Origin of the sequence: Streptomyces sp. NPDC015346 (assembly GCF_043078785.1) — a bacterium.
Classification (GTDB): Bacteria; Actinomycetota; Actinomycetes; order Streptomycetales; family Streptomycetaceae; genus Streptomyces.
The window spans coordinates 210,073-230,431 of the sequence record NZ_JBIBTW010000006.1 but is presented as its reverse complement, the minus strand read 5'-3'; the positions used below and the strand labels follow the sequence as shown (position 1 = coordinate 230,431).

Genomic DNA, 20,359 nt, shown 5'->3' with positions numbered 1-20,359 from the left:
TCTTACCGGCACCGCGTCCAGGCGCCCACGGCGCTGCGCCTAAGGTTGCTCCCGTACTCCAGGACCACCCTGCCCCTCGAAGGACAGCGATGCCCTCCAACACGACCGCGCCCCACGCCAAGAAGAAGGGGCGACGCGCCCGCCTGATCCTCCTCGTCCTGGTCCTCGCACTGGTCGGGGGCGTCGGGTACGGCGGGTACTGGGGCGTCAGCACCGTCCGGGGCTCGTTCCCGCAGACCACGGGCACGATCCGGCTCGACAAGCTCTCCGGCGAGGTGGAGGTCAAGCGCGACGCCTACGGCGTTCCGCAGATCTACGCCGACACCGAGGCCGACCTCTTCCGCGCCCAGGGCTTCGTCCAGGCCCAGGACCGCTTCTACGAGATGGACGTCCGCCGCCACATGACGTCCGGCCGGCTCGCCGAGATGTTCGGCAAGAGCCAGGTCGGCACCGACGCCTTCCTGCGCACGCTGGGCTGGCGTCAGGTCGCCCAGCAGGAGTACGACAAGGTCCTGTCGGCGGAGACGAAGAAGAACCTCCAGGCGTACGCGGAGGGCGTCAACGCCTATCTGAAGGACCGGGACCCCTCCGACGTCTCGGTCGAGTACGCGGCGCTCGCCTTCTCCCAGGACTACGAGATCGAGCCCTGGACGCCGGTCGACTCGGTCGCCTGGCTCAAGGCGATGGCGTGGGACCTGCGCGGCAACATGAAGGACGAGATCGACCGCTCCCTGATGACGAGCCGGCTGAGCGCCGCGCAGATCAAGGAGCTCTACCCGAAGTACCCGTACGACCTGCACCAGCCGATCGTCGACGGCACCGGCACCGGCACCAACGGCTCGTCCGACGGTTCCAGCTCCGACACGGACGGCTCCACGGACGGCTCCACGGACGGCTCCTCCAACGGGTCGCAGAGCGGCTCGCAGAACGACGCCCTCCAGGGCATGCAGTCCCAGCTCGGCGCGCTCTCCGACTCGCTCGACGAGATCCCCGCGCTGCTCGGCCCGAACGGCAACGGCATCGGATCGAACTCCTGGGTCGTCTCCGGGCGGTACACGACCTCCGGCAAGCCGCTGCTCGCCAACGACCCGCACCTCGCGCCGATGCTGCCCTCCCTCTGGTACCAGATGGGCCTGCACTGCCGCTCCGTCTCGGCCACCTGCCGCTACGACGTCGCCGGCTACACCTTCTCCGGCACGCCCGGCGTGATCATCGGCCACAACGACACCATCGCCTGGGGCCTCACCAACCTCGGCGCCGACGTCACCGACCTCTACCTCGAGAAGGTCAGCGACACCGGATACCTCGTCGACGGCCGGACCAAGCCGTTCACGACCCGCGACGAGATCATCAAGATCGCGGGCGGTGGGACTCGTAAGATCACCGTCCGCTCGACCGGCCACGGTCCGGTGGTCTCCGACCGCTCCTCCGAGCTGGAGAAGGTCGGCCAGAAGGCCCCCGTCGGCAACGCGGCCCCCGACCGGGGCACCGGCTACGCCGTCTCCCTCCAGTGGACCGCCCTGCAGCCCGGCAAGTCCATGGACGCGATCTTCGAGCTCAACCGCGCCAAGAACTTCCAGCAGTTCCGCGCCGCGGCCGAGCACTTCGAGGTCCCCTCGCAGAACCTGATCTACGCCGACGCCGAGAACATCGGCTACCAGGCCCCCGGCAAGATCCCCGTGCGCGCCAAGGGCACCGGCACCGTGCCGGCGCCGGGCTGGGACTCCTCGTACCGGTGGAAGGGGTACGTCCCCTTCGACGAGCTGCCGTACGAGGAGAACCCGAAGCGCGGCTACATCGTCACGGCCAACCAGGCGGTCGCCGGCGAGAAGTACCCCCACTTCCTGACGGCGGACTGGGGATACGGCTCCCGCAGCCAGCGGATCAACGACCTCATCGAGTCCAAGATCAAGGACGGCGGGAAGATCTCGCCGGACGACATGCGGACCATGCAGATCGACAACCGCAGCGAGATCGCGACCCTGCTCAACCCGCTCCTGTTGAAGATCGACATCTCGGACCGGTACGTCCGCGAGGCGCAGAAGCTGCTGGAGGGCTGGGACTACACCCAGGAGCCCGACTCGGCCGCCGCCGCGTACTTCAACGCGGTCTGGCGCAACGTCCTCAAGCTCGCCTTCGGCGACAAGCTGCCCAAGGAGCTGCGGGCCGAGGGCGACTGCATCAACGTCCGTCCTGTCGACCCCACCGGTCCCGTCGACGAGCAGAACAGGCTGGTACGGGAGTGCGGCCAGCGCGACGCCGACTCGGCGCAGCCGGACGGCGGCGACCGCTGGTACGAGGTGGTCCGCCCGCTCCTCAAGGACGAGGACAGCGAGTGGTGGAAGACCGACGCCAACCGCACGGACCAGGCCACCGAGAACCGTGACCAGCTCCTCGCCCGGGCCATGGAGGACGCCCGCTGGGAGTTGACCGCCAAGCTCGGCAAGGACGTCTCCACCTGGAGCTGGGGCCGGCTGCACCAGCTGACCCTGGAGAACCAGACCCTCGGCACAGCGGGACCGGACTTCGTCAAGACGCTCCTCAACCGCGGACCCTGGAACCTCGGCGGCGGCGAGGCCGCGGTCAACGCGACCGGCTGGAACGCGGCCGGCGGCTACGAGGTCATCTGGGTGCCCTCGATGCGGATGGTCGTCAACGTCGGCGACTGGGACAGGTCCCGCTGGATCAACCTGTCCGGCGCCTCGGGACACGCGTACCACCCGCACTACACCGACCAGACCGACAAGTGGGCGAGCGGCGAGCTGCTCGACTGGTCCTTCGGCAAGGCGGCGGTCGACGCGTCGACCAAGGAGACGCTGGTGCTCAAGCCGTAGGCGCTCCCCGGGACCTACGGCGTGAAATGCCGGACGCCGTCCGGGGTCACCACCGCGTGCACGGGGTGGTCGTGCGGTTCCTCCGGGACCCGGGCGACCACCTCGTCCGCGTAGAGGAGGACGACGAGCGCCGGACGGGCGTCGGCGCGGGCGAGGCGGGCGAGGACGCGGTCGTACGAGCCGCCGCCCCGGCCGAGCCGCATCCCGCGCTCGTCGACCGCGAGGCCGGGCAGCAGCACCACGTCCGCCTCGCACACCGCCTCAGGACCGAGCCGCGGCCCGGTCGGCTCAAGGAGACCGCGGCCGGCCTTCGCCAGGCCCTCGGCGCCCTCGTACACGCCCCAGTCGAGATCGTTGTCGGGCAGCAGGACCGGGAGGAGCACGCGTACACCGCGGGCGCGCAGTACGTCGAGCAACGCGCGCGTGCCCGGCTCCCGGCCCACCGACACGTACGCGGCGACGGTCGACGCCTCCGCCAGCTCGGCCAGCTCCCGCGCCCCCCTGGCGAACAGCTCGGCCGCGGTCCGGACGTCCTCCGGGGACAGCAGCGCGCGAGCGGCGAGCAGTTGGCGCCGCAGGGCGGCCTTTTCGGACATGTCGGCCATCACCGTCGACTCACGTGAACTCACTTACCTCTCGTAATTGTCTTTATCCACACGAAGTTAATGGGAGGCCCATCTTCCTCTCATACCGAACGGCTATGGTGCTCCGCATGACTCAGTCGTCCCCCAGGATCAGCAAGGCTGTCATCCCGGCCGCCGGCCTCGGCACGCGCTTCCTCCCGGCCACCAAGGCGACGCCGAAGGAGATGCTGCCGGTCGTCGACAAGCCCGCGATCCAGTACGTCGTCGAGGAGGCCGTCGCGGCCGGACTCTCCGACGTTCTCATGATCACCGGTCGGAACAAGCGTCCTCTGGAGGATCACTTCGACCGGAACTACGAGCTGGAGGAGGTACTGGCCCGCAAGGGGGACGACGAGCGCCTCTCCAAGGTGCAGGAGCCCAGCGACCTCGCCACCATGCACTACGTCCGTCAGGGCGCCCCCAGGGGGCTCGGTCACGCCGTGCTCTGCGCGGCTCCGCACGTCGGGGACCAGCCCTTCGCCGTGCTGCTCGGCGACGACCTGATCGACCCGCGCGACCCGCTGCTCTCCCGGATGGTGGACATCCAGGAGCGGGAGGGCGGCAGCGTGATCGCGCTGATGGAGGTCGAGCCCGCGCAGGTCCACCTCTACGGCTGCGCCGCGGTCGAGGCGACGATCGACTCGGACGTCGTGAAGGTGACGGACCTGGTCGAGAAGCCGTCCCCGGAGGAAGCGCCCAGCAACTACGCGATCATCGGCCGCTATGTGCTGGATCCGGCCGTCTTCGGGATACTGCGCGAGACCGAGCCGGGCCGCGGTGGCGAGATCCAGCTGACCGACGCCCTGCAGAAACTCGCCAAGGACGAGAAGATCGGCGGGCCGGTCCACGGCGTGGTCTTCAAGGGCCGCCGTTATGACACCGGGGACCGCGGGGACTATCTGCGTGCCATTGTCAGACTCGCGTGCGAACGTGAAGATCTGGGGCCGGACTTCCGGGCCTGGCTCCGCAGGTATGTCAGCGAGGAGATGTAGCACCTTGAGCAGCAGTACGGCACCGGCGTCCAGCGACCCGTCCCACAGCTCGTCCCACGACGATCCGTCCCGGGGGGCCGGTCCGTCCCACGACCCCTGCGACGGGCCGTCCCGGGGGCTGTGGTCCGTGGACGAGCATCTGGACGACATCCTGGCGACGGTCTCCGCGCTCGAGCCCATCGAGCTGCAACTGCCCGACGCCCAGGGCTGTGTCCTGGTCGAGGACGTCACGGTGCCGGTCGCGCTGCCCCCGTTCGACAACAGCTCCATGGACGGGTACGCGGTCCGGGTCGCCGACGTCGCCGGGGCCACGGAGGAGTACCCGGCCGTGCTGACCGTGATCGGCGACGTCGCGGCCGGCGCCGGCGGCCTGCCCGTCGTCGGTCCGGGGCAGGCCGCCCGGATCATGACCGGCGCCCCGCTGCCGCCCGGCGCCGAGGCCGTCGTCCCGGTCGAGTGGACCGACGGCGGTACGGGCGGGGGAGCCGCCACCGCCATGCGCCCCGCCGGCGCCGCCCCCGAGGGGGCCGGCGGCGAGGTCCGCGTCCACCGGCCGGCCGCGGCCCGGGCGCACGTCCGGGCGCGCGGCAGTGACGTCCAGGCGGGCGACCTGGCCCTGGAGTCGGGCACGGTCCTCGGGCCGCCCCAGATCGGGCTGCTCGCCGCGATCGGCCGCGGCACGGTGCGGGTGCGGCCCCGCCCGCGCGTGGTCGTGATCTCCACCGGCAGCGAACTGGTCCAGCCCGGCGAGGAGTTGGGCGAAGGCCAGATCTACGACTCCAACAGCTTCGCGCTCGCCGCCGCCGCGCGCGACGCCGGAGCCATCGCCTACCGGGTCGGCGCCGTCACCGACGACGCCGAGACGCTCCGCGCCACCATCGAGGACCAGTTGATCCGCGCCGACCTGCTGGTCACCACGGGCGGGGTGAGCGTGGGCGCGTACGACGTCGTCAAGGAGGCGCTGACCACCGAGGGCCAGTTCGAGGGCCAGGTCGACTTCCGCAAGCTGGCCATGCAGCCGGGCAAGCCGCAGGGCTTCGGGACGATCGGCCCCGAGCACACCCCGCTGCTCGCCCTGCCGGGCAACCCCGTCTCCTCGTACGTCTCCTTCGAGCTGTTCGTGCGCCCCGCGATCCGGGCGCTCATGGGCCTCGACGACCTGCACCGCCCCCGGGTCACCGCCGTGCTCGCGGCGGACAAGGCGCTGACCTCCCCCTCCGGCCGCCGTCAGTTCCTGCGCGGCACGTACGACGCCGAGGCCGGCACGGTCACCCCCGTGGGCGGCGCCGGCTCCCACCTGATCGCCGCGCTCGCCCACGCGGACGCGCTGCTCGTCGTCCCCGAGGAGATGACCGAGGTGGCGCCCGGCAGCACACTGGAAGTGGTCCTCCTCGGCTGAGGAGGCCCTGGTGGCGGTACCGTGTCGTCCCACACAGCGACCGGGAGTGTCACGGCCATGAGCACGCAGCAAGGACTCACCCACATCGACGAGGCGGGTGCGGCCCGCATGGTCGACGTCTCCGCGAAGGACGTCACGGCGCGGACCGCGCGAGCCAGCGGCCGCGTCCTGGTCTCGCCGCGCGTGATCGAGCTGCTGCGGGGCGAGGGCGTACCCAAGGGTGACGCCCTCGCCACCGCCCGGATCGCCGGGATCATGGGAGCCAAGAAGACGCCGGACCTCATCCCGCTCTGCCACCCGCTGGCCGTCTCGGGCGTGACGCTCGACCTGACGGTCGCGGACGACGCCGTGGAGATCCTGGCGACCGTGAAGACCACGGACCGTACGGGCGTGGAGATGGAGGCCCTGACGGCCGTGTCGGTGGCCGCCCTGACGGTCGTCGACATGATCAAGGCGGTCGACAAGGGCGCGGTCATCTCCGACGTACGGGTGGAGGAGAAGACGGGCGGCAAGTCGGGCCGCTGGAGCCGGACGGATGCCGGGACCGATTCCGGGACGGAGGCCGCGTCGTGACGGTGGAGACAGGGCTGCGGGTGGAGGCGCGCGCTCGGCAGGTGGCCGGGGCGCACGAGACGCACGGACACGAGCGGGAGCCGTCCGGCGAGACCGCGCCCGCCGCGCCGGAGTCCGCGCCTTCCGTATCGGCTCCGGAGTCGGGCGGGGCGCTCTCCGCGCCCTACCGCGCCCTCGTCGTCACCGCCTCCAACCGCGCCGCGGCCGGGGTGTACGAGGACAAGGGCGGCCCGCTGCTCGCCGAGGGCCTGGCGCGGATGGGCTTCGCGGTCGACGGCCCGCAGGTCGTCCCGGACGGGGCGCCGGTCGAGGCCGCGCTGCGGGCCGGCGTAGAGGCGGGGTACGACGTCATCCTCACCACCGGCGGCACCGGCATCTCGCCGACCGACGCCACCCCCGAGGTCACCCGGCGGGTCCTCGACCACGAGATCCCCGGCATCCCCGAGGCGATCCGCGCGTACGGCCGCGAGAAGGTCCCGACCGCCGCCCTCTCCCGGGGCCTCGCGGGCGTCGCGCGGGGGACGCTGATCGTGAACCTGCCCGGCTCGGCGGGCGGGGTGCGCGACGGTCTCGCCGTCCTGGAGCCGCTGCTGCGCCACGGCGTCGACCAGATCCGCGGCGGCGACCACCCCAGACCGTCATGATCCCGTCCTGGCCCGTGGTCCTCTCCGACGGAGACGTCGTGCTCCGCCCGATAAAGCTGCGCGACCAGCGGGCCTGGCGTGAGGTGAACCGGCGCAACCGCGACTGGCTGCGTCCCTGGGAGGCGACCATTCCGCCGCCCGCCCCCGGAGCTCCGCTCGCGCAGCGCCCCACGTACCGGCAGATGGTCCGCCATCTTCGGGCGGAGGCGCAGGCCGGGCGGATGCTGCCGTTCGTGATCGAGTACCGCGGCGAGCTGGTCGGCCAGCTGACCGTCGCCGGGATCACCTGGGGCTCGATGTGCTCGGGCCATGTCGGCTACTGGGTGGACAGCGCGGTGGCCGGGCGCGGTGTCATGCCGACGGCCGTCGCGCTCGCCGTGGACCACTGCTTCCGTACGGTCGGACTGCACCGGATGGAAGTCTGCATTCGGCCCGAGAACATCCCCTCCCGGCGGGTCGTGGAGAAATTGGGATTCCGGGAGGAAGGGCTCCGTCCCCGCTACCTCCACATCGACGGGGCATGGCGGGACCACCTCGTCTTCGCGCTCACGGCGGAGGAGGTGCCGGAGGGCCTGCTGCGCCGGTGGCACCGGTCGCGTCCTTCCCACTCCACCCAATGAAATAAGTGTTCGAATTTGATCGGCAGTTGACGCTCATTGACGTCCAAGCGGTCGGAACAATCACAAAAAATTTCAGTGATATCAGCCAGATCGTGCGACACACCGGGCCAATTGGCCGATGGCTTCCCGCGAACCCCTCTACGGTGTGAGGCGTGAGCAGCAGCGGCCTCATCTACGCAGTCATCGTGGGGGCCTGGGCCGCCTACTTGGTGCCGATGTGGCTCCGCAGGCAGGACGAGCTCAACGAAGCCCGTCCGACGGAACGCTTCAGCACCGCCATCCGGCTGCTGTCCGGACGGGCGGGAATGGAGCGCCGGTACGCCAAGGAGCTGAGGGAACGGGACCGGGGGGCGGACGACGGCCAGCCCGACGTGGACCCGGACGCCGAGACGGAGCATTTGAGCTCGGTCGACGTCCGGGCCTTCTCCGCGCCCGCGGCCAGGACGGAAGCCCGCCTCGAGCTTCCCGAACCGGCCTCGGCACCGGCTCCGTCGCCCTCGTCTCCCCGGCGGCCTTCGAAGGCGGCGGCGGAGCGCGCCCGCCGAGGCAAGGTCCTCGCCCGGCGCCGGCGCACCACGGTCGTCCTCTTCCTCGCCTTCACCCTCGGCACGGTCGTCGCGGCGGTCGGCGGTCTCGCGTTCCTCTGGGCGCCGGCGGCCCCGGCGGTCCTCCTGAGCGCGTACATCGTGCATCTGCGGGCGCAGGAGCGGCGGCGCTTCGTCTACGTGATGGACCGGCGGCGCGCCGAGGCGGCGGCCGCCCGGCTGCGGGAGAGCCGTCCGCAGCGTCGGCAGCCCGCCGCGCAGGAGGACGGGGAGACGGCCCGTCCCGAGCCCGAACCCGCTCCCGCGCTCTCCCCCCAGGAGGCCGGCCGCCGGGCGCTCGTCGAGCAGACCGACCACGCCGAGTGGGTGGACCAGCAGCGCGACCGGGGCCCGGCCCGCGGCGACAGCTGGGAGCCGGTCCCGGTGCCGCTGCCCACCTACGTCACCGCCCCCGTCGCCCCGCGGGCGACCAGCGGCGTCGACATCACGGACCCGGAGACCTGGAGCTCGGCCCGCTCCTCCACGGCGGCGGACCCGACACCGGCGCCCGCGCCGACCGAGCCCCCGGCCCAGCGCCGGCGCACGGCCCCGAAGTCCCGCACGCGCGAGCACGGCCGCACCCCGCTCTTCGACCAGTACGCGGACGACGACCGCCCCCGCGCCGCCAACGAGTGACCCGGCCGGGGCCCCGGCCGGGCGCCTCGGCTGACCTGCGGGGGAGCGGATTTCCACGTACCCCGATCGGGATGCTAATGTTTCACACGTCGCAAGGGCCTGTGGCGCAGTCTGGTAGCGCACCTCGTTCGCATCGAGGGGGTCTGGGGTTCAAATCCCCACAGGTCCACAAACAATGAGGATCCCGTCCGATCGAAAGATCGGACGGGATCTTCGCGTTTCCCGGGTCGCTTCCGCTCAGTGCCGCGTCAGGAGGCCTGGGCCCGGTCGTAGAGCGCCTTCGCGTCGTTGCCGAAGTAGGGGCCGAACATGCGGTTGGGGAGGAAGGTGTAGCCGAAGCTGTTCACCGAGACCTGGAGGCCGGTGCCGGTGGCCTCGTTGAAGCCGGTGAACCAGGGGCCGCCGCTGGAGCCGCCCGTCATGTTGCAGGCGAGGCTGTGGTCCTGGGACAGGAGGAAGTCCTTCGAGGAGTTCCCCGCGCAGTGGATCAGCTTCGAGCCGTCGTACGGAGAGGCGGCCGGGAAGCCGAAGGCGTACATCGGCTTGTTGTAGCCGCCGTTGAACTGCAGGCCCTGGGCGCCGGTGACGGCGGACAGTTTCTGGCCGTTCAGCGGGGCGACGACCGCCGCGCCCACGTCGTAGTTGATGTCCTCGCTCGCCTCCCACTGCGGGGTGGTGAGCGTCTTCGTCGCCGTCCAGCGGCCGTACGGCGCGCTGCCGTTGTCGTACGCCGGGACGAAGACCCAGTCGGTGTGCCAGGAGCCCTGGTACTTCACGCAGTGGCCGGCCGTGATGACCGTGCTCGCGTTCTGGCTGGTGACCGCGTTGCCGGAGCAGGACGCCGTGCGGCCCTGGAAGGTGAAGAACACCCGGCCGGAGGTCTTCACGACTGCGCCGCCGCCCGTCCAGGGCCCGCCCGGCTGCGGGAAGGCGGTGGGGGCGACGTCGGTCGGGGCGACGGTGGTCGGCCGGGGCGAGCGGGCGACGTCCTTGAGGGCGCCCGGGGTGATCCGGAGGTCCAGCGGAGTCGCCGAGCGCATGCGGTCGGCGGTCCAGAAGGCGGAGGCCCGCCGCTGTTCCGCGGCGGTGACGGTGTGGGTGGGGGTCTGTGTCGCGTCGGCGGTGGTCTGGGCCGCTTGGGCTGTGGTGGTGGTCAGCGCGCCGGTGAGCAGGGCTCCGACGACCGACAGGACGGCCACGACTGTGCGTTGGCGTCTCACGCATGTCTCCTTCTGCCGAGGCAGGGTGGGGGATGAGAACGGTGCGGAATGACGTGCGTGAGAAGGCTGCCAGAGTGAACGGCGATTTGTCAGGGGCGCGTAAGGTGTTTCGCGAAGCAGCGGCTGTTCTCGTACGCGCGGTAGTGGCCGAATTTCGCGCACAGCTCGTAGCCGCTGGAGGTGTAGAGCGCGATCGCCTCCGGTTGGGCCGTCCCGGTCTCCAGGACCATCCGGATCCGTCCCGCCGCCCGGGCGTCCTCCTCCAGCATGGCGAGGACGCGACGCGCGAGGCCGAGACCGCGCGCCTCCGGGACGACGTACATGCGCTTCAGTTCGGCGTCGCCGTCCGCGTAGCCCATGCCGTTCGCGTCCTGCGTACGCCAGCCGCCCGACGCCACCGGGCGGTCCTCGGAGTCGTACGCGAGGAGGTAGAGACCGCGCGGCGGTACGAACATGCCGGGGTCGAGCGGGGTGACGTCGCCCTCCTCGTCGCCGTAGCGGGCGACGTACTCCAGCTGGACGGCGTCGTTGAGTTTGACGGCGTCGGGATGGTCGTAGCGGGTGGGGCGTATGCGCATGCGAAATACCGTACATGTGTGCGACAGGGTGGTGTCGGTATTCTCCCCGGATGCTCACTGTGACGTCCGTCAATGTCAATGGTCTCCGCGCCGCCGCCAAGAAGGGCTTCGTGGAGTGGCTCGCCGGCACCTCCGCCGATGCCGTCTGCCTCCAGGAGGTACGCGCCGAGGAGTCCCAGCTCCCCGTGGAGGTGCGGGCGCCCGAGGGCTGGTTCGCCGCGCACGCCCCGGCCGCCGCCAAGGGCCGGGCGGGTGTCTCCGTCTACACCCGGCGCGAGCCGGACCAGGTGCGGATCGGCTTCGGCTCCAGCGAGTTCGACGGCAGCGGCCGCTACATCGAGGCCGACCTGCCCGGCGTCACCGTCGCCAGCCTCTACCTGCCCTCCGGTGAGGTCGGCACCGAGCGGCAGGACGAGAAGATCCGCTTCATGGACGCCTTCCTCCCCTACCTGAAGGAGCTAAAGGAGCGCGCCGCCGCCGACGGCCGCGAGGTCGTCGTCTGCGGCGACTGGAACATCGCCCACCGCGAGGCCGACCTCAAGAACTGGAAGGCCAACCAGAAGAACGCCGGCTTCCTGCCCGAGGAGCGCGCCTGGCTCAGCCGCGTCTTCGACGAGACCGGGTACGTCGACGTGGTCCGCGCCCTCCACCCGGACCAGGCGGGGCCCTACTCCTGGTGGTCCTACCGCGGGCGCGCCTTCGACAACGACAGCGGCTGGCGCATCGACTACCAGGTCGCGACGGAGCGGCTCGCGGGGCGGGCCGTGAAGGCGTACGTCGAGCGGGCCGCCACCCACGCCGAGCGCTGGAGCGACCACGCGCCCGTCACGGCGGTCTACGAGCTGTAGGCGGCTCTAGTCCGGATCACGGCTGTTCACGCAGCCGCCGGTCCAGGGCCATCGACAGCTCCGCGTCGACCACGCTCTTGGCGAGCGGTCGGAGCCGCTGGATGTCCTTCTCCTCGGCGTGTTCGCGCAGCAGCTCGGTGAAGATGCCCGCCAGCGCGTCCGCGTGTTCGCGGACCGCGCGGCCCGCCTCCAGGACGGCCGCCAGCGGGATGCCCTCCTTGACCAGGGCGGCGGAGACGTCGAGGAGGCGGCGGCTGATGTGGACGATCGCGTCGCCGTCGGTGGCGAGGTAGCCGAGGTCGAGGGCGGCCAGCAGGTTCTCGGGGGTGACCTCGCCGGCGAAGTAGTCGGCCAGTTCCTGCGGGGTGAGCCGGACCGGCTCCTCCTCGGTCGGTTCGCCGAGGCCGAGGACCTCGCTGACGTCCTTGCCGCTCTCGAAGGCGGTGTTGAGATCGGCGATGCCGTTGAGGGTGTGGCCGCGCTCGAGCAGTGCCGCGATCGTGCGGAGTTTGGCCAGGTGGTGGTCGTCGTACCAGGCGATCCGGCCCTCGCGGCGGGGTGGTGCGATCAGGCCGCGCTCGCGGTAGAAGCGGAGGGTGCGCACGGTGATGCCGGCGGCCGCGGCGAGCTCTTCCATGCGGTACTCGCGTACGCCGGCCTGCCGTGCGGGCTCCCGCTCCGACTGCCGTACGGGCTCCGGTGCCGTCCCCCGCGCCGGCCGCCGCGCCGGTTCGTGTGCCGCCGCCTGCCGTCCCGCTTGTCCCGTCACGTCGTCCGATCCGTCTGCCACGTCCGCAAGCCTATGTTGTACCGCCGGTAACTTTCCCGTGCCCGACCCCTACCGCTCGGTATGCCGCTGCTCTACAGTCCCGATTGTGCCAGTGATTGCTGGCGGAATCTTGGCCGGGCGCACGGGAGGCGGCATGGCGAATCACGAGCATGTACGAGTGGCGGTGATCGGATCGGGGTTCGGTGGCCTGGGTGCCGCCGTGCGGCTGCGCCGGGAAGGGATCACGGACTTCGTCGTCCTGGAGAGGGCCGACTCCGTCGGCGGCACGTGGCGGGACAACAGCTACCCCGGCTGTGCCTGCGACGTCCCCTCGCATCTCTACTCCTTCTCCTTCGCGCCGAACCCCGACTGGCCCCGCACCTTCTCCGGACAGCGCCACATCCGCGCCTACCTGGAGCACGTCACCGACACCTTCCGGCTCCGCCCGCACCTGCGGCTGAACCACGAGGTGCGGATGATGCGCTGGGACGGCGACGCGCTGCGCTGGGAGATCGAGACCAGCCAGGGCTCCTTCAGCGCCGACATGGTCGTCTCCGCGACCGGCCCGCTCTCCGACCCGAAGATCCCCGAGATTCCCGGGCTCGCCGAGTTCCCCGGCAAGGTCTTCCACTCCGCGCGCTGGGACCACGACTACGACCTCACCGGCAAGCGCGTCGCCATGGTCGGCACCGGGGCCTCCGCCATCCAGATCGTGCCCGCGATCCAGCCGAAGGTCGGCAGGCTCACCCTCTTCCAGCGCACGCCCCCGTGGGTGATGCCGCGCATGGACCGCCCCATCACCGGTCTCGAGCGCCGGCTGCACCGCGCGCTCCCCGCCACCGGGACCCTGCGCCGCGGACTCCTCTGGGGCATCCGCGAACTGCAGGTCAGCGCCTTCACCAAGCGCCCGAACGAGCTCGGCCTCGTCGAGTCCCTCGCCAAGGCCAACATGGCCCGGGCGATCAAGGACCCGGCGCTGCGCGCCAAGCTGACCCCGTCGTACCGCATCGGCTGCAAGCGCATCCTGCTCTCCAGCGAGTACTACCCGGCGCTCGCCCGCCCCAACGTCGACGTCGTCGCCTCCGGTCTCAAGGAGATCCGCGGCAACACCGTCGTCGCGGCCGACGGCACCGAGACCGAGGTCGACGCGATCATCTTCGGTACGGGATTCCACGTCACCGACATGCCGATCGCCGAACGGGTCGTCGGCGCGGAGGGGCACACCCTCGCCGAGTCGTGGAAGGACGGCATGGAGTCGCTGCGCGGCGCCACCGCCGCCGGCTTCCCCAACTGGATGACGATCATCGGTCCCAACACGGGCCTCGGGAACTCCTCCATGATCCTAATGATCGAGTCGCAGCTGAACTACCTCGCCGACTACATGCGCCAGTTGAACCTGCTCTCGCACGACGGGCCCGGCGGGCGCGCCGCCCTTGCCGCCCGGCCGTCCGCCGTCGGGGCGTGGAACCGCAAGGTGCAGGCCCGCATGGAGCGGACCGTCTGGAAGGCGGGCGGCTGCAGCAGCTGGTATCTGGACGCCAACGGCCGCAACACCACGCTGTGGCCGGGCACGACGTCCGAGTTCCGGCGCGAGACCCGGCAGGTCGACCTGGCGGAGTACGAGGTCCTGCGCGCCCCGGCAGCCGGAATCGAGTCGGCCGCGCAGGAGCCGGCCGGAATCGAGTCGGCCGCGCAGGTGTCGGCCGCGCGAGAGTCGGCCGCGCAGGGGTTGGCCGGACCCGAGTCGGCGCCGAGCACCCCCTCCCGTAAGAAGGAGGCGGCCAAGTGAGCCGGCTCGCGAACGACGGCCGCCGGAGCCGGGCCGGCCGGGACGGCGGCGGTCGGGTGAGCCTGGTCGCGCACACCCGCGAGCTCACCGCCGTCTCCGCCGACGGCTCGCGGATCCACGTCGAGGTGTACGGGCCCGAAGGCGCCCCCACCGTCGTCCTGGCCCACGGCTGGACCTGTTCGATCGCCTTCTGGGCGGAGCAGATCCGGGCGCTCTCCACCGACCACCGCGTCATCGCCTACGACCAGCGCGGCCACGGCCGCAGCCCCGCCGTCGGCCGCTCCGGCTACTCGACGCGGGCGCTCGCCGACGACCTCGAAGCCGTGCTCGCCGCGACGCTCGCCCCCGGCGAGAAGGCGGTACTCGCCGGACACTCCATGGGCGGCATGACGCTCATGGCGGCCGCCGACCGGCCCGGCTTCCGCGCGCACGCCGCCGCCGCGCTCCTGTGCTCGACGGGCCCCGGCCGGCTGACGGCCGAGTCCCTCGTCGTACCGCTGCGCCCCGGTGGTCTGCGCACCCGCCTGACCAGGATGGTCCTGGGAGCGCGGGCGCCGCTGGGGCCGGTCACGCCCGTCTCCCGGAAGATACTCAAGTACGCCACGATGGGCCCGGGTTCGGCGCCCGAGCGGGTCGACACCTGCGCCCGGATCGTGCACGCCTGTCCCCGGGCGGCGCGGGTGGCCTGGTCGCACGTGCTCGGCGAGCTCGATCTCGACTCCGGGGTACGGGAGTTGCGCCTGCCGGTGGCCGTGCTCGTCGGCACGGCGGACCGGATGACCCCGCCCGTCCACGCGCGCGAGCTGGCGCGCTCGCTGCCCCAGTGCGTGGGGCTCGTCGAACTCGCCGGGATGGGACACATGACGCCGGTGGAGGCCCCGGAGGCCGTCACCGCGCAGATCCGCCAACTGGCCGTCACGTACCTGGGTGTGAAGGAGGACGCATGAGCAGGGTGAGTCTGGAAGGACAGGTGGCGGTCGTCACCGGAGCGGCCCGGGGCGTCGGTGAACTCCTCGCCCGCAAGCTCTCCGCCCGGGGCGCGAGGATCGCGCTGGTCGGCCTGGAGCCGGAGGAGCTGAAGCAGGTCGCCGCCCGGCTGCACACCGAGGCGGACTGGTGGCACGCGGACGTCACCGACCACGAGGCGATGGCCCGGGTGGCGGGCGAGGTCAAGCAGCGCTTCGGCAAGGTCGACATCGTCGTCGCCAACGCGGGTGTGGCGGCGGGCGGTCCGTTCGTGGACTCCGACCCGGTCGCCTGGCGCCGGGTCATCGAGGTCAACCTGATCGGCGGGGCGGTGACCGGCCGCGCGTTCCTGCCCGTCCTCATGGAGTCCCGCGGCTACTTCCTGCAGATCGCCTCGCTCGCGGCCATCACCCCGGCGCCGATGATGACGGCGTACTGCGCCTCCAAGTCGGGTGTCGAGGCCTTCGCGCACAGCCTGCGCGCCGAGGTCGGCTACAAGGGGGTGAAGGTCGGCGTCGGCTACCTCTCCTGGACCGACACCGACATGGTCAGGGGCGCCGACCAGGACGACGTCATGAAGGAGCTGCGGCAGCGGCTGCCCTGGCCGTCGAACCGGACGTACCCGCTGGGCCCGGCCGTCGACCGGATCGTGGCCGGCATCGAGCGCCGCTCGCCGCACGTGTACGCCCAGTGGTGGCTGCGCGGGATGCAGTCGGTACGCGGCTACCTGCCGGGGATCATCGCCACGGTCGGCCAACGCGAGATGAGGCGCTTCGAGCCCCGTCTGGGCAGTGTCTCCAAGGGTCTGGTGGGCGCGGGCGGGGCGGCCGACGAGCAGGCGCGTACGGAGCGTATTTGATCGAAATGCGTAGAGTGTCCGGCCGTGCCACGCTGGTCGAGGCCCCAGGGGCGACCGCCCCTTACCCCTCACACCCCATCTAGGAGTGAACCTTCATGGGCAAGGCAGAGCAGATCAAGGACAAGGCGCAGCAGGCCGCTGAGCAGGCGAAGCGGAAGATGGGCGACGCCAGGAACGAAGCGTCGCAGCGTGCCTCCCAGGCCAAGGGCCGCCCCTCCCCCGAGGAGGCGCGCCGAGCCCGCCAGGAGGAGCAGAACCGCTTCGACCGGGACTACGACGCCTGACGTCCGTCCTTCGAGGAGGCGCACCCGGGACGCCGGGTGCGCCTTCCGCGTTTCCCGGGGGATCTTGGTAATTCCGGGCCACGGTCGCGCCGCGCCCCGTAGCGTGCGGCCCATGCCCGTACTTGAGCGTCTGCGATCCGACCACGCCCCCGCCCTGCTCGCCTTCGAGCGGGAGAACCGGGGGTACTTCGCCGCCTCGGTGCCCGACCGGGGAGACGACTACTTCGCCGACTTCGAGCGGCGCCATCGGGCGCTGCTCGACGAGCAGGAGAGCGGTGCGATCCTCTTCCACGTCCTCGTGGGGGAGGACGGCGAGATCCTGGGACGCTTCAACCTCGTCGACGTCGACCCGGCGGACAGCTCGGCCGAACTGGGCTACCGGGTTGCCGAGAAGGCCGCCGGGCGAGGGCTCGCGACAGCCGGTGTACGGGAGGTCTGCCGGCTGGCCGTCGAGGTGTACGGGCTGCGGACACTGCGCGCGGCCACGACCCTCGACAACGCCGGATCGAGGGCCGTGCTCGGGCGGGTCGGCTTCGGAGCCGTCGGCAGCGTGACGCTCGACGGCCGGCCCGGCACCGCCTACGAGCTGGACCTGGGAACCGTCTTCGATCCGGCACCGCCCGGCGGCCTTCGGGCGGTGGTGTCGTCCTACGCGCCCGGCCTCGGGGGGAGTTTCGGGCGGGAGCGGTCCGGGACCGAGTCGTAGCCCGGGGGGACGGCCGCGGGGGTCTTCTCCAGCAGCGACAGGGCCACCTCGACCGCGTCGTCGAGCTGGGCGTGCCGGCCCTCGGCCCAGTCCAGCGGCGTGCGCAGGATCGCCAGGTCCGGCTCCACGCCGTGGTTCTCGACCGACCAGCCGTACTCGGGGAACCAGGCCGCGTTCATCGGCACCGTGATCTGGGTGCCGTCGCCCAGTCGGTGACGGCCCGTCATGCCGACGACACCGCCCCAGGTCCGCTGCCCGACCACCGGGCCGAGGCCGAGCAGCTTGAACGCGGCCGTGATCATGTCGCCGTCCGAGGAGGTGGCCTCATCGGCGAGGGCGACCACCGGGCCGCGCGGCGCGTTCGACGCGTACGACACGGGCTGCGCGTTCCTCGTGAGGTCCCAGCCCAGGATCTTGCGGGTGAGCTTCTCCACGACCAGCTCGCTGATGTGGCCGCCCGCGTTGCCGCGCACGTCCACGATCAGCGCCGGCCGGGAGACCTCCATCCGCAGGTCCCGGTTGAACTGCGCCCAGCCCGAGCCGCCCATGTCGGGGATGTGCAGGTAGCCGCACTTGCCGCCGCTGACCTCCCGTACCACCGCACGGCGCTTGGTCACCCAGTCCTGGTAGCGCAGCGGCCGTTCGTCGATGAGCGGCACGATCGCGACCCGGCGCGCCCGGCCCTCGCCCTCGGCCGGCTGGAAGGTCAGCTCGACCGTCGTACCGCCCGAGGCGGCGAGCAGCGGGTACGGGCCGCAGACCGGGTCCACCGGCCGGCCGTCGACGTGGGTGAGGATCGCGCCCTCGCGGATCCCGGTGCCCGCGAGCGGTGAACGCGCCTTGGAGTCGGAGGAGTCGCCGGGGAGGATCCGCTTGACCATCCAACCGCCGTCGCGCGGCACGAAGTTGGCGCCGAGCAGGCCCATCGGCCGCTGGTAGTGCGGCGGGCCCTCGTTGCGGCGCGCGGGCGAGACGTACGCGTGGGAGGTGCCCAGCTCGCCCAGGACCTCCCGGAGGAGATCGGCGAACTCGTCCGGGGAGGCGACCCGTTCGACCAGCGGCCGGTACTGGTCCAGGACGGCCGTCCAGTCCACGCCGCACATGTTCGGCTCCCAGAAGTAGGCGCGGATGATCCGGCCCGCCTCGTCGTACGCCTGGCGCCACTCCGCCTCCGGGTCGACCTCGTGCAGGATGCGGCGCAGGTCCATGAAGACGGTCGAGTCGCTGTCGCCGATCTCGGTCGACGGCACCGCCCGCAGGTCGCCCTCGTCGACCACGACGAGCCGGGTCCCGTCCCCGCTGACCGAGAACCAGTCCAGGTGCTGCACGAGTTCGCTCTTGCGGGCCTTCGTGATGTTGAAGTACTCCAGCGTCGGCCGGCCCGTGGTGTCGGCCGGGTTGGCGAAGGTCTCGCCGAGCGCGCCCGAGATCGGCCAGCGCAGCCAGACGAGCCCGCCGCCGCTGACCGGACGCAGCGCCGAGTACTTGGAGGCGGCGACCGGGAACGGCGTGACCCGGTCGGGCAGCCCTTCCACCTCGACGATCACGGTCCCCTCGCCGCTCTCCGGCTCGCTCTCGCCCGGGTCCAGGCCACCCGCCGCCGGGCGCCCGTCGGGCAGCAGCGCGAACGGGGACGGGGTCGCCGACGACAGCGGTACGAGGTAGGGGCGGCAGCCCAGCGGGAAGGAGAGGTCGCCGGTGTGCACGTCGTACACCGGGTCGAAGCCGCGCCAGGACAGGAAGGCGAGGTAGCGGCCGTCCCGTGTGAAGACCGGGTTCTCGTCCTCGAAGCGGCCGTTGGTGACGTCGATGACCGTGCGCGGGCCGGGGCCGGAGATCCGGGCCATCTTGATCTGGCGCAGCGAACGGCCGATCCCGGGGTGCGACCAGGTGAGCCAGGCGCCGTCCGGGGAGAACGCGAGATCGCGGACGGGCCCGTTGATCGAGCGGATCAGCTCCGTGACTTCGCCGTTGGAGTCCTCGGTGGCGTCGATGAGGAGGAGGCGGCCGTCGTGGGAGGCGAGGGCCAGGCGCTCGCCCTCCGGGTCGGACACCATCTCCTCGACCCGGCCGAGTTCACCGGAGGCGAGCCTTCGGGGCTCGCGGTCGCCGCTCGCCCGGGGCAGGTACGCGACCTCGATCGCGTCCTCGCCCTCGGCGTCGGTGACGTAGGCGACCTGGCCGCCGCTGCCCAGCATCTCGGGCAGCCGGACCCGTACCCCCGGCGTGTCGGTGATGGTGCGGGCCGGGCCGTCCCGGTGGGTGAGCCAGTACAGGCTGCCGCGCACCGAGACCGCGCTGGCCCTGCCCGTCTCGTCGACCGAGATCGCGTCGACGTGGTTGGCGGCCGGGACCTGGTAGCGGCGCCGGCCGGCGCGCGGGCCGCCGAGCCGTACCTCCAGCTTGCGCGGGACGGAGTCGCCGGTCAGCGCGTCGACGATCCACAGGTCGCCGGCGCACTGGTAGACCACCCGCCGGCCGTCGCTGGAGGCGTGCCGGGCGTAGAAGGCGTCGTGGTCGGTGTGGCGGCGCAGGTCGGTGCCGTCGGGCAGGCAGGAGTAGAGATTGCCGACGCCCTCGTGGTCGGAGAGGAACGCGATCCGGCCGGAGACGAACATCGGGGCGTCGAGGTGGCCGCCGATGTCCGGCAGCAGCTGCTCCCCGTGCAGCCACAGCCGCCCCATGGCGCCGCCCCGGTACCGCTTCCAGGCCGCCGGCTCGTGCGGCGGTTTTCCGGTGAGCAGCAGGGTGCGGCGCTCGGCGGAGGACGTGCCGGACGCGTGCGCCGTGCCGGACGCGTGCGCCGCGCCGGGCTCGGAGGACGCGCCATGCGTGCCGGGCGCGCCATACGTACCGGCCGCGCCATACGTACCGGACGCGCCGTCGAAGTCGGCGACCTCGATGTCCGAGACCGGGCCCCAGGGCAGGCGTTTGCCGGGGGAGCCGTCGGTGGGGACGGTGTAGGCCCAGGAGAAGTACGAGAAGGGCTGGCCGTGCGAGGACACGGCGAGGATGTCGGACCTGCCGTCCTTGTCGGGGGGCGACCAGCCGCACACGCGGGTGTCCGTCGAGCCCCAGTAGGTCAGCCGCCGTGAGGGCCCGCCGTCGACCGGCGCGAGATGGATCTCGGGGTCCAGACTTCGCCAGCTCGTGTACGCGATGCGGGTCCCGTCGGGCGAGAAGCGCGGGTGCCCGACCCGGGTCCGGTCGACGGTGAGCCGCCACGCCCGGCCGGGGCCGTGGCCCTCGGGCACGAGGGGGGCGACCCAGAGGTCGTCCTCGGCCGCGAAGCACAGCAGGTCGTCGTGGAGGTGCGGATAACGGAGATACGCGACGTCACTCACCTCCTCATGCTTTCCGCGTCAGGGGGCCGCGGCAACTCGTACGCGCGTGCGTGTGTGGTTCACGCCACGTACGAAACGGTTTCGTTTCGCT

The 20,359-nt window shown here is 71.9% G+C and carries 18 protein-coding genes and 1 tRNA gene; 14 read left to right on the top strand and 5 right to left on the bottom strand.

Going from position 1 to position 20,359, the window contains the following annotated elements; all coding sequences use genetic code 11:
- Positions 1-89: 89 nt before the first annotated feature.
- Positions 90-2,834 (top strand): penicillin acylase family protein, encoded by a 2,745-nt coding sequence (locus ACF06X_RS23325; RefSeq protein ID WP_392289208.1) that lies wholly within the window; start codon positions 90-92, stop codon positions 2,832-2,834.
- A gap of 14 nt (positions 2,835-2,848) precedes the next feature.
- On the opposite strand, the gene ACF06X_RS23320 is transcribed toward ACF06X_RS23325, so the two are convergent.
- The gene (locus ACF06X_RS23320) at positions 2,849-3,430 is read right to left on the bottom strand and encodes a 5-formyltetrahydrofolate cyclo-ligase (RefSeq protein WP_392289422.1); all 582 of its coding nucleotides are present in this window, start codon (positions 3,428-3,430) and stop codon (positions 2,849-2,851) included.
- 116 nt (positions 3,431-3,546) lie between these two features.
- Here ACF06X_RS23320 and galU point away from each other — a divergent pair, with 116 nt between their 5' ends.
- The 7 genes from galU (at position 3,547) to ACF06X_RS23285 (ending at position 9,074) form a co-directional block, all read left to right on the top strand.
- Entirely contained in the window at positions 3,547-4,449 is a 903-nt protein-coding gene (gene galU, locus ACF06X_RS23315; protein WP_392289207.1) for a UTP--glucose-1-phosphate uridylyltransferase GalU, read from the top strand.
- Positions 4,450-4,576: 127 nt separating this feature from the next.
- Positions 4,577-5,848 carry a gephyrin-like molybdotransferase Glp gene (glp, locus tag ACF06X_RS23310; RefSeq protein ID WP_392289421.1) on the top strand — a complete coding sequence of 424 codons (1,272 nt, stop codon included), beginning with the start codon at positions 4,577-4,579 and terminating at the stop codon, positions 5,846-5,848.
- A 57-nt stretch (positions 5,849-5,905) separates the two neighbouring features.
- Positions 5,906-6,421, top strand: coding sequence for a cyclic pyranopterin monophosphate synthase MoaC (gene moaC, locus ACF06X_RS23305; protein WP_392289206.1), 516 nt, complete (start codon positions 5,906-5,908; stop codon positions 6,419-6,421).
- 41 nt (positions 6,422-6,462) lie between these two features.
- A complete protein-coding gene (locus tag ACF06X_RS23300; RefSeq protein ID WP_392289420.1) occupies positions 6,463-7,065 on the top strand; it encodes a molybdenum cofactor biosynthesis protein B in 603 nt (200 codons plus the stop codon).
- A complete protein-coding gene (locus ACF06X_RS23295) occupies positions 7,062-7,685 on the top strand; it encodes a GNAT family N-acetyltransferase (RefSeq protein WP_392289205.1) in 624 nt (207 codons plus the stop codon). Before ACF06X_RS23300 ends, ACF06X_RS23295 begins: the two co-directional genes overlap by 4 nt.
- A gap of 152 nt (positions 7,686-7,837) precedes the next feature.
- Positions 7,838-8,905, top strand: a complete 1,068-nt coding sequence (gene glpR, locus ACF06X_RS23290; RefSeq protein WP_392289204.1) for a gephyrin-like molybdotransferase receptor GlpR — start codon at positions 7,838-7,840, stop codon at positions 8,903-8,905.
- A 95-nt stretch (positions 8,906-9,000) separates the two neighbouring features.
- A tRNA-Ala gene (locus tag ACF06X_RS23285) sits at positions 9,001-9,074 on the top strand.
- Positions 9,075-9,153: 79 nt separating this feature from the next.
- Here the strand turns inward: ACF06X_RS23285 and ACF06X_RS23280 are convergent.
- Both ACF06X_RS23280 and ACF06X_RS23275 read right to left on the bottom strand, forming a co-directional pair.
- Positions 9,154-10,125, bottom strand: a complete 972-nt coding sequence (locus ACF06X_RS23280) for a trypsin-like serine peptidase (protein ID WP_392289203.1) — start codon at positions 10,123-10,125, stop codon at positions 9,154-9,156.
- Positions 10,126-10,214: 89 nt separating this feature from the next.
- Positions 10,215-10,703: a GNAT family N-acetyltransferase gene (locus ACF06X_RS23275; RefSeq protein WP_392289202.1), complete on the bottom strand. Its 489-nt coding sequence runs from the start codon at positions 10,701-10,703 to the stop codon at positions 10,215-10,217.
- Between the two features lie 50 nt (positions 10,704-10,753).
- Here ACF06X_RS23275 and ACF06X_RS23270 point away from each other — a divergent pair, with 50 nt between their 5' ends.
- Entirely contained in the window at positions 10,754-11,551 is a 798-nt protein-coding gene (locus tag ACF06X_RS23270; RefSeq protein ID WP_392289201.1) for an exodeoxyribonuclease III, read from the top strand.
- Between the two features lie 16 nt (positions 11,552-11,567).
- Here the strand turns inward: ACF06X_RS23270 and ACF06X_RS23265 are convergent, their stop codons facing one another.
- A complete protein-coding gene (locus ACF06X_RS23265; RefSeq protein ID WP_392289419.1) occupies positions 11,568-12,188 on the bottom strand; it encodes a MerR family transcriptional regulator in 621 nt (206 codons plus the stop codon).
- A 286-nt stretch (positions 12,189-12,474) separates the two neighbouring features.
- Between ACF06X_RS23265 and ACF06X_RS23260 the strand changes: the two genes are divergently transcribed.
- The 5 genes from ACF06X_RS23260 (at position 12,475) to ACF06X_RS23240 (ending at position 16,924) form a co-directional block, all read left to right on the top strand.
- Positions 12,475-14,109, top strand: coding sequence for a flavin-containing monooxygenase (locus tag ACF06X_RS23260; protein WP_392289200.1), 1,635 nt, complete (start codon positions 12,475-12,477; stop codon positions 14,107-14,109).
- Between the two features lie 56 nt (positions 14,110-14,165).
- Complete coding sequence (locus ACF06X_RS23255) at positions 14,166-15,056, top strand: alpha/beta fold hydrolase (RefSeq protein WP_392289418.1); 891 nt, start codon at positions 14,166-14,168, stop codon at positions 15,054-15,056.
- On the top strand, positions 15,053-15,934 hold the full coding sequence (locus tag ACF06X_RS23250; RefSeq protein WP_392289199.1) for an SDR family oxidoreductase: 882 nt from the start codon (positions 15,053-15,055) through the stop codon (positions 15,932-15,934). Before ACF06X_RS23255 ends, ACF06X_RS23250 begins: the two co-directional genes overlap by 4 nt.
- Positions 15,935-16,029: 95 nt before the next feature.
- Entirely contained in the window at positions 16,030-16,218 is a 189-nt protein-coding gene (locus tag ACF06X_RS23245) for a hypothetical protein (protein ID WP_392289198.1), read from the top strand.
- A 112-nt stretch (positions 16,219-16,330) separates the two neighbouring features.
- Positions 16,331-16,924, top strand: coding sequence for a GNAT family N-acetyltransferase (locus ACF06X_RS23240; RefSeq protein WP_392289197.1), 594 nt, complete (start codon positions 16,331-16,333; stop codon positions 16,922-16,924).
- Here ACF06X_RS23240 and ACF06X_RS23235 read toward each other — a convergent pair.
- Positions 16,867-20,268, bottom strand: a complete 3,402-nt coding sequence (locus ACF06X_RS23235) for a S41 family peptidase (RefSeq protein WP_392289196.1) — start codon at positions 20,266-20,268, stop codon at positions 16,867-16,869. The two genes, ACF06X_RS23240 and ACF06X_RS23235, sit on opposite strands and share 58 nt — an antisense overlap.
- Positions 20,269-20,359 lie beyond the last annotated feature (91 nt).

What these genes read in the sequence shown, in the direction of transcription:
- ACF06X_RS23325 (WP_392289208.1), top strand. Translation starts at nt 90, where the DNA reads ATGCCCTCCAACACGACCGCGCCCCACGCCAAGAAGAAGGGGCGACGC.
- ACF06X_RS23320 (WP_392289422.1), bottom strand. Translation starts at nt 3,430, where the DNA reads ATGTCCGAAAAGGCCGCCCTGCGGCGCCAACTGCTCGCCGCTCGCGCG.
- galU (WP_392289207.1), top strand. Translation starts at nt 3,547, where the DNA reads ATGACTCAGTCGTCCCCCAGGATCAGCAAGGCTGTCATCCCGGCCGCC.
- moaC (WP_392289206.1), top strand. Translation starts at nt 5,906, where the DNA reads ATGAGCACGCAGCAAGGACTCACCCACATCGACGAGGCGGGTGCGGCC.
- ACF06X_RS23295 (WP_392289205.1), top strand. Translation starts at nt 7,062, where the DNA reads ATGATCCCGTCCTGGCCCGTGGTCCTCTCCGACGGAGACGTCGTGCTC.
- ACF06X_RS23275 (WP_392289202.1), bottom strand. Translation starts at nt 10,703, where the DNA reads ATGCGCATACGCCCCACCCGCTACGACCATCCCGACGCCGTCAAACTC.
- ACF06X_RS23270 (WP_392289201.1), top strand. Translation starts at nt 10,754, where the DNA reads ATGCTCACTGTGACGTCCGTCAATGTCAATGGTCTCCGCGCCGCCGCC.
- ACF06X_RS23265 (WP_392289419.1), bottom strand. Translation starts at nt 12,188, where the DNA reads ATGGAAGAGCTCGCCGCGGCCGCCGGCATCACCGTGCGCACCCTCCGC.
- ACF06X_RS23260 (WP_392289200.1), top strand. Translation starts at nt 12,475, where the DNA reads ATGGCGAATCACGAGCATGTACGAGTGGCGGTGATCGGATCGGGGTTC.
- ACF06X_RS23250 (WP_392289199.1), top strand. Translation starts at nt 15,053, where the DNA reads ATGAGCAGGGTGAGTCTGGAAGGACAGGTGGCGGTCGTCACCGGAGCG.
- ACF06X_RS23245 (WP_392289198.1), top strand. Translation starts at nt 16,030, where the DNA reads ATGGGCAAGGCAGAGCAGATCAAGGACAAGGCGCAGCAGGCCGCTGAG.
- ACF06X_RS23240 (WP_392289197.1), top strand. Translation starts at nt 16,331, where the DNA reads ATGCCCGTACTTGAGCGTCTGCGATCCGACCACGCCCCCGCCCTGCTC.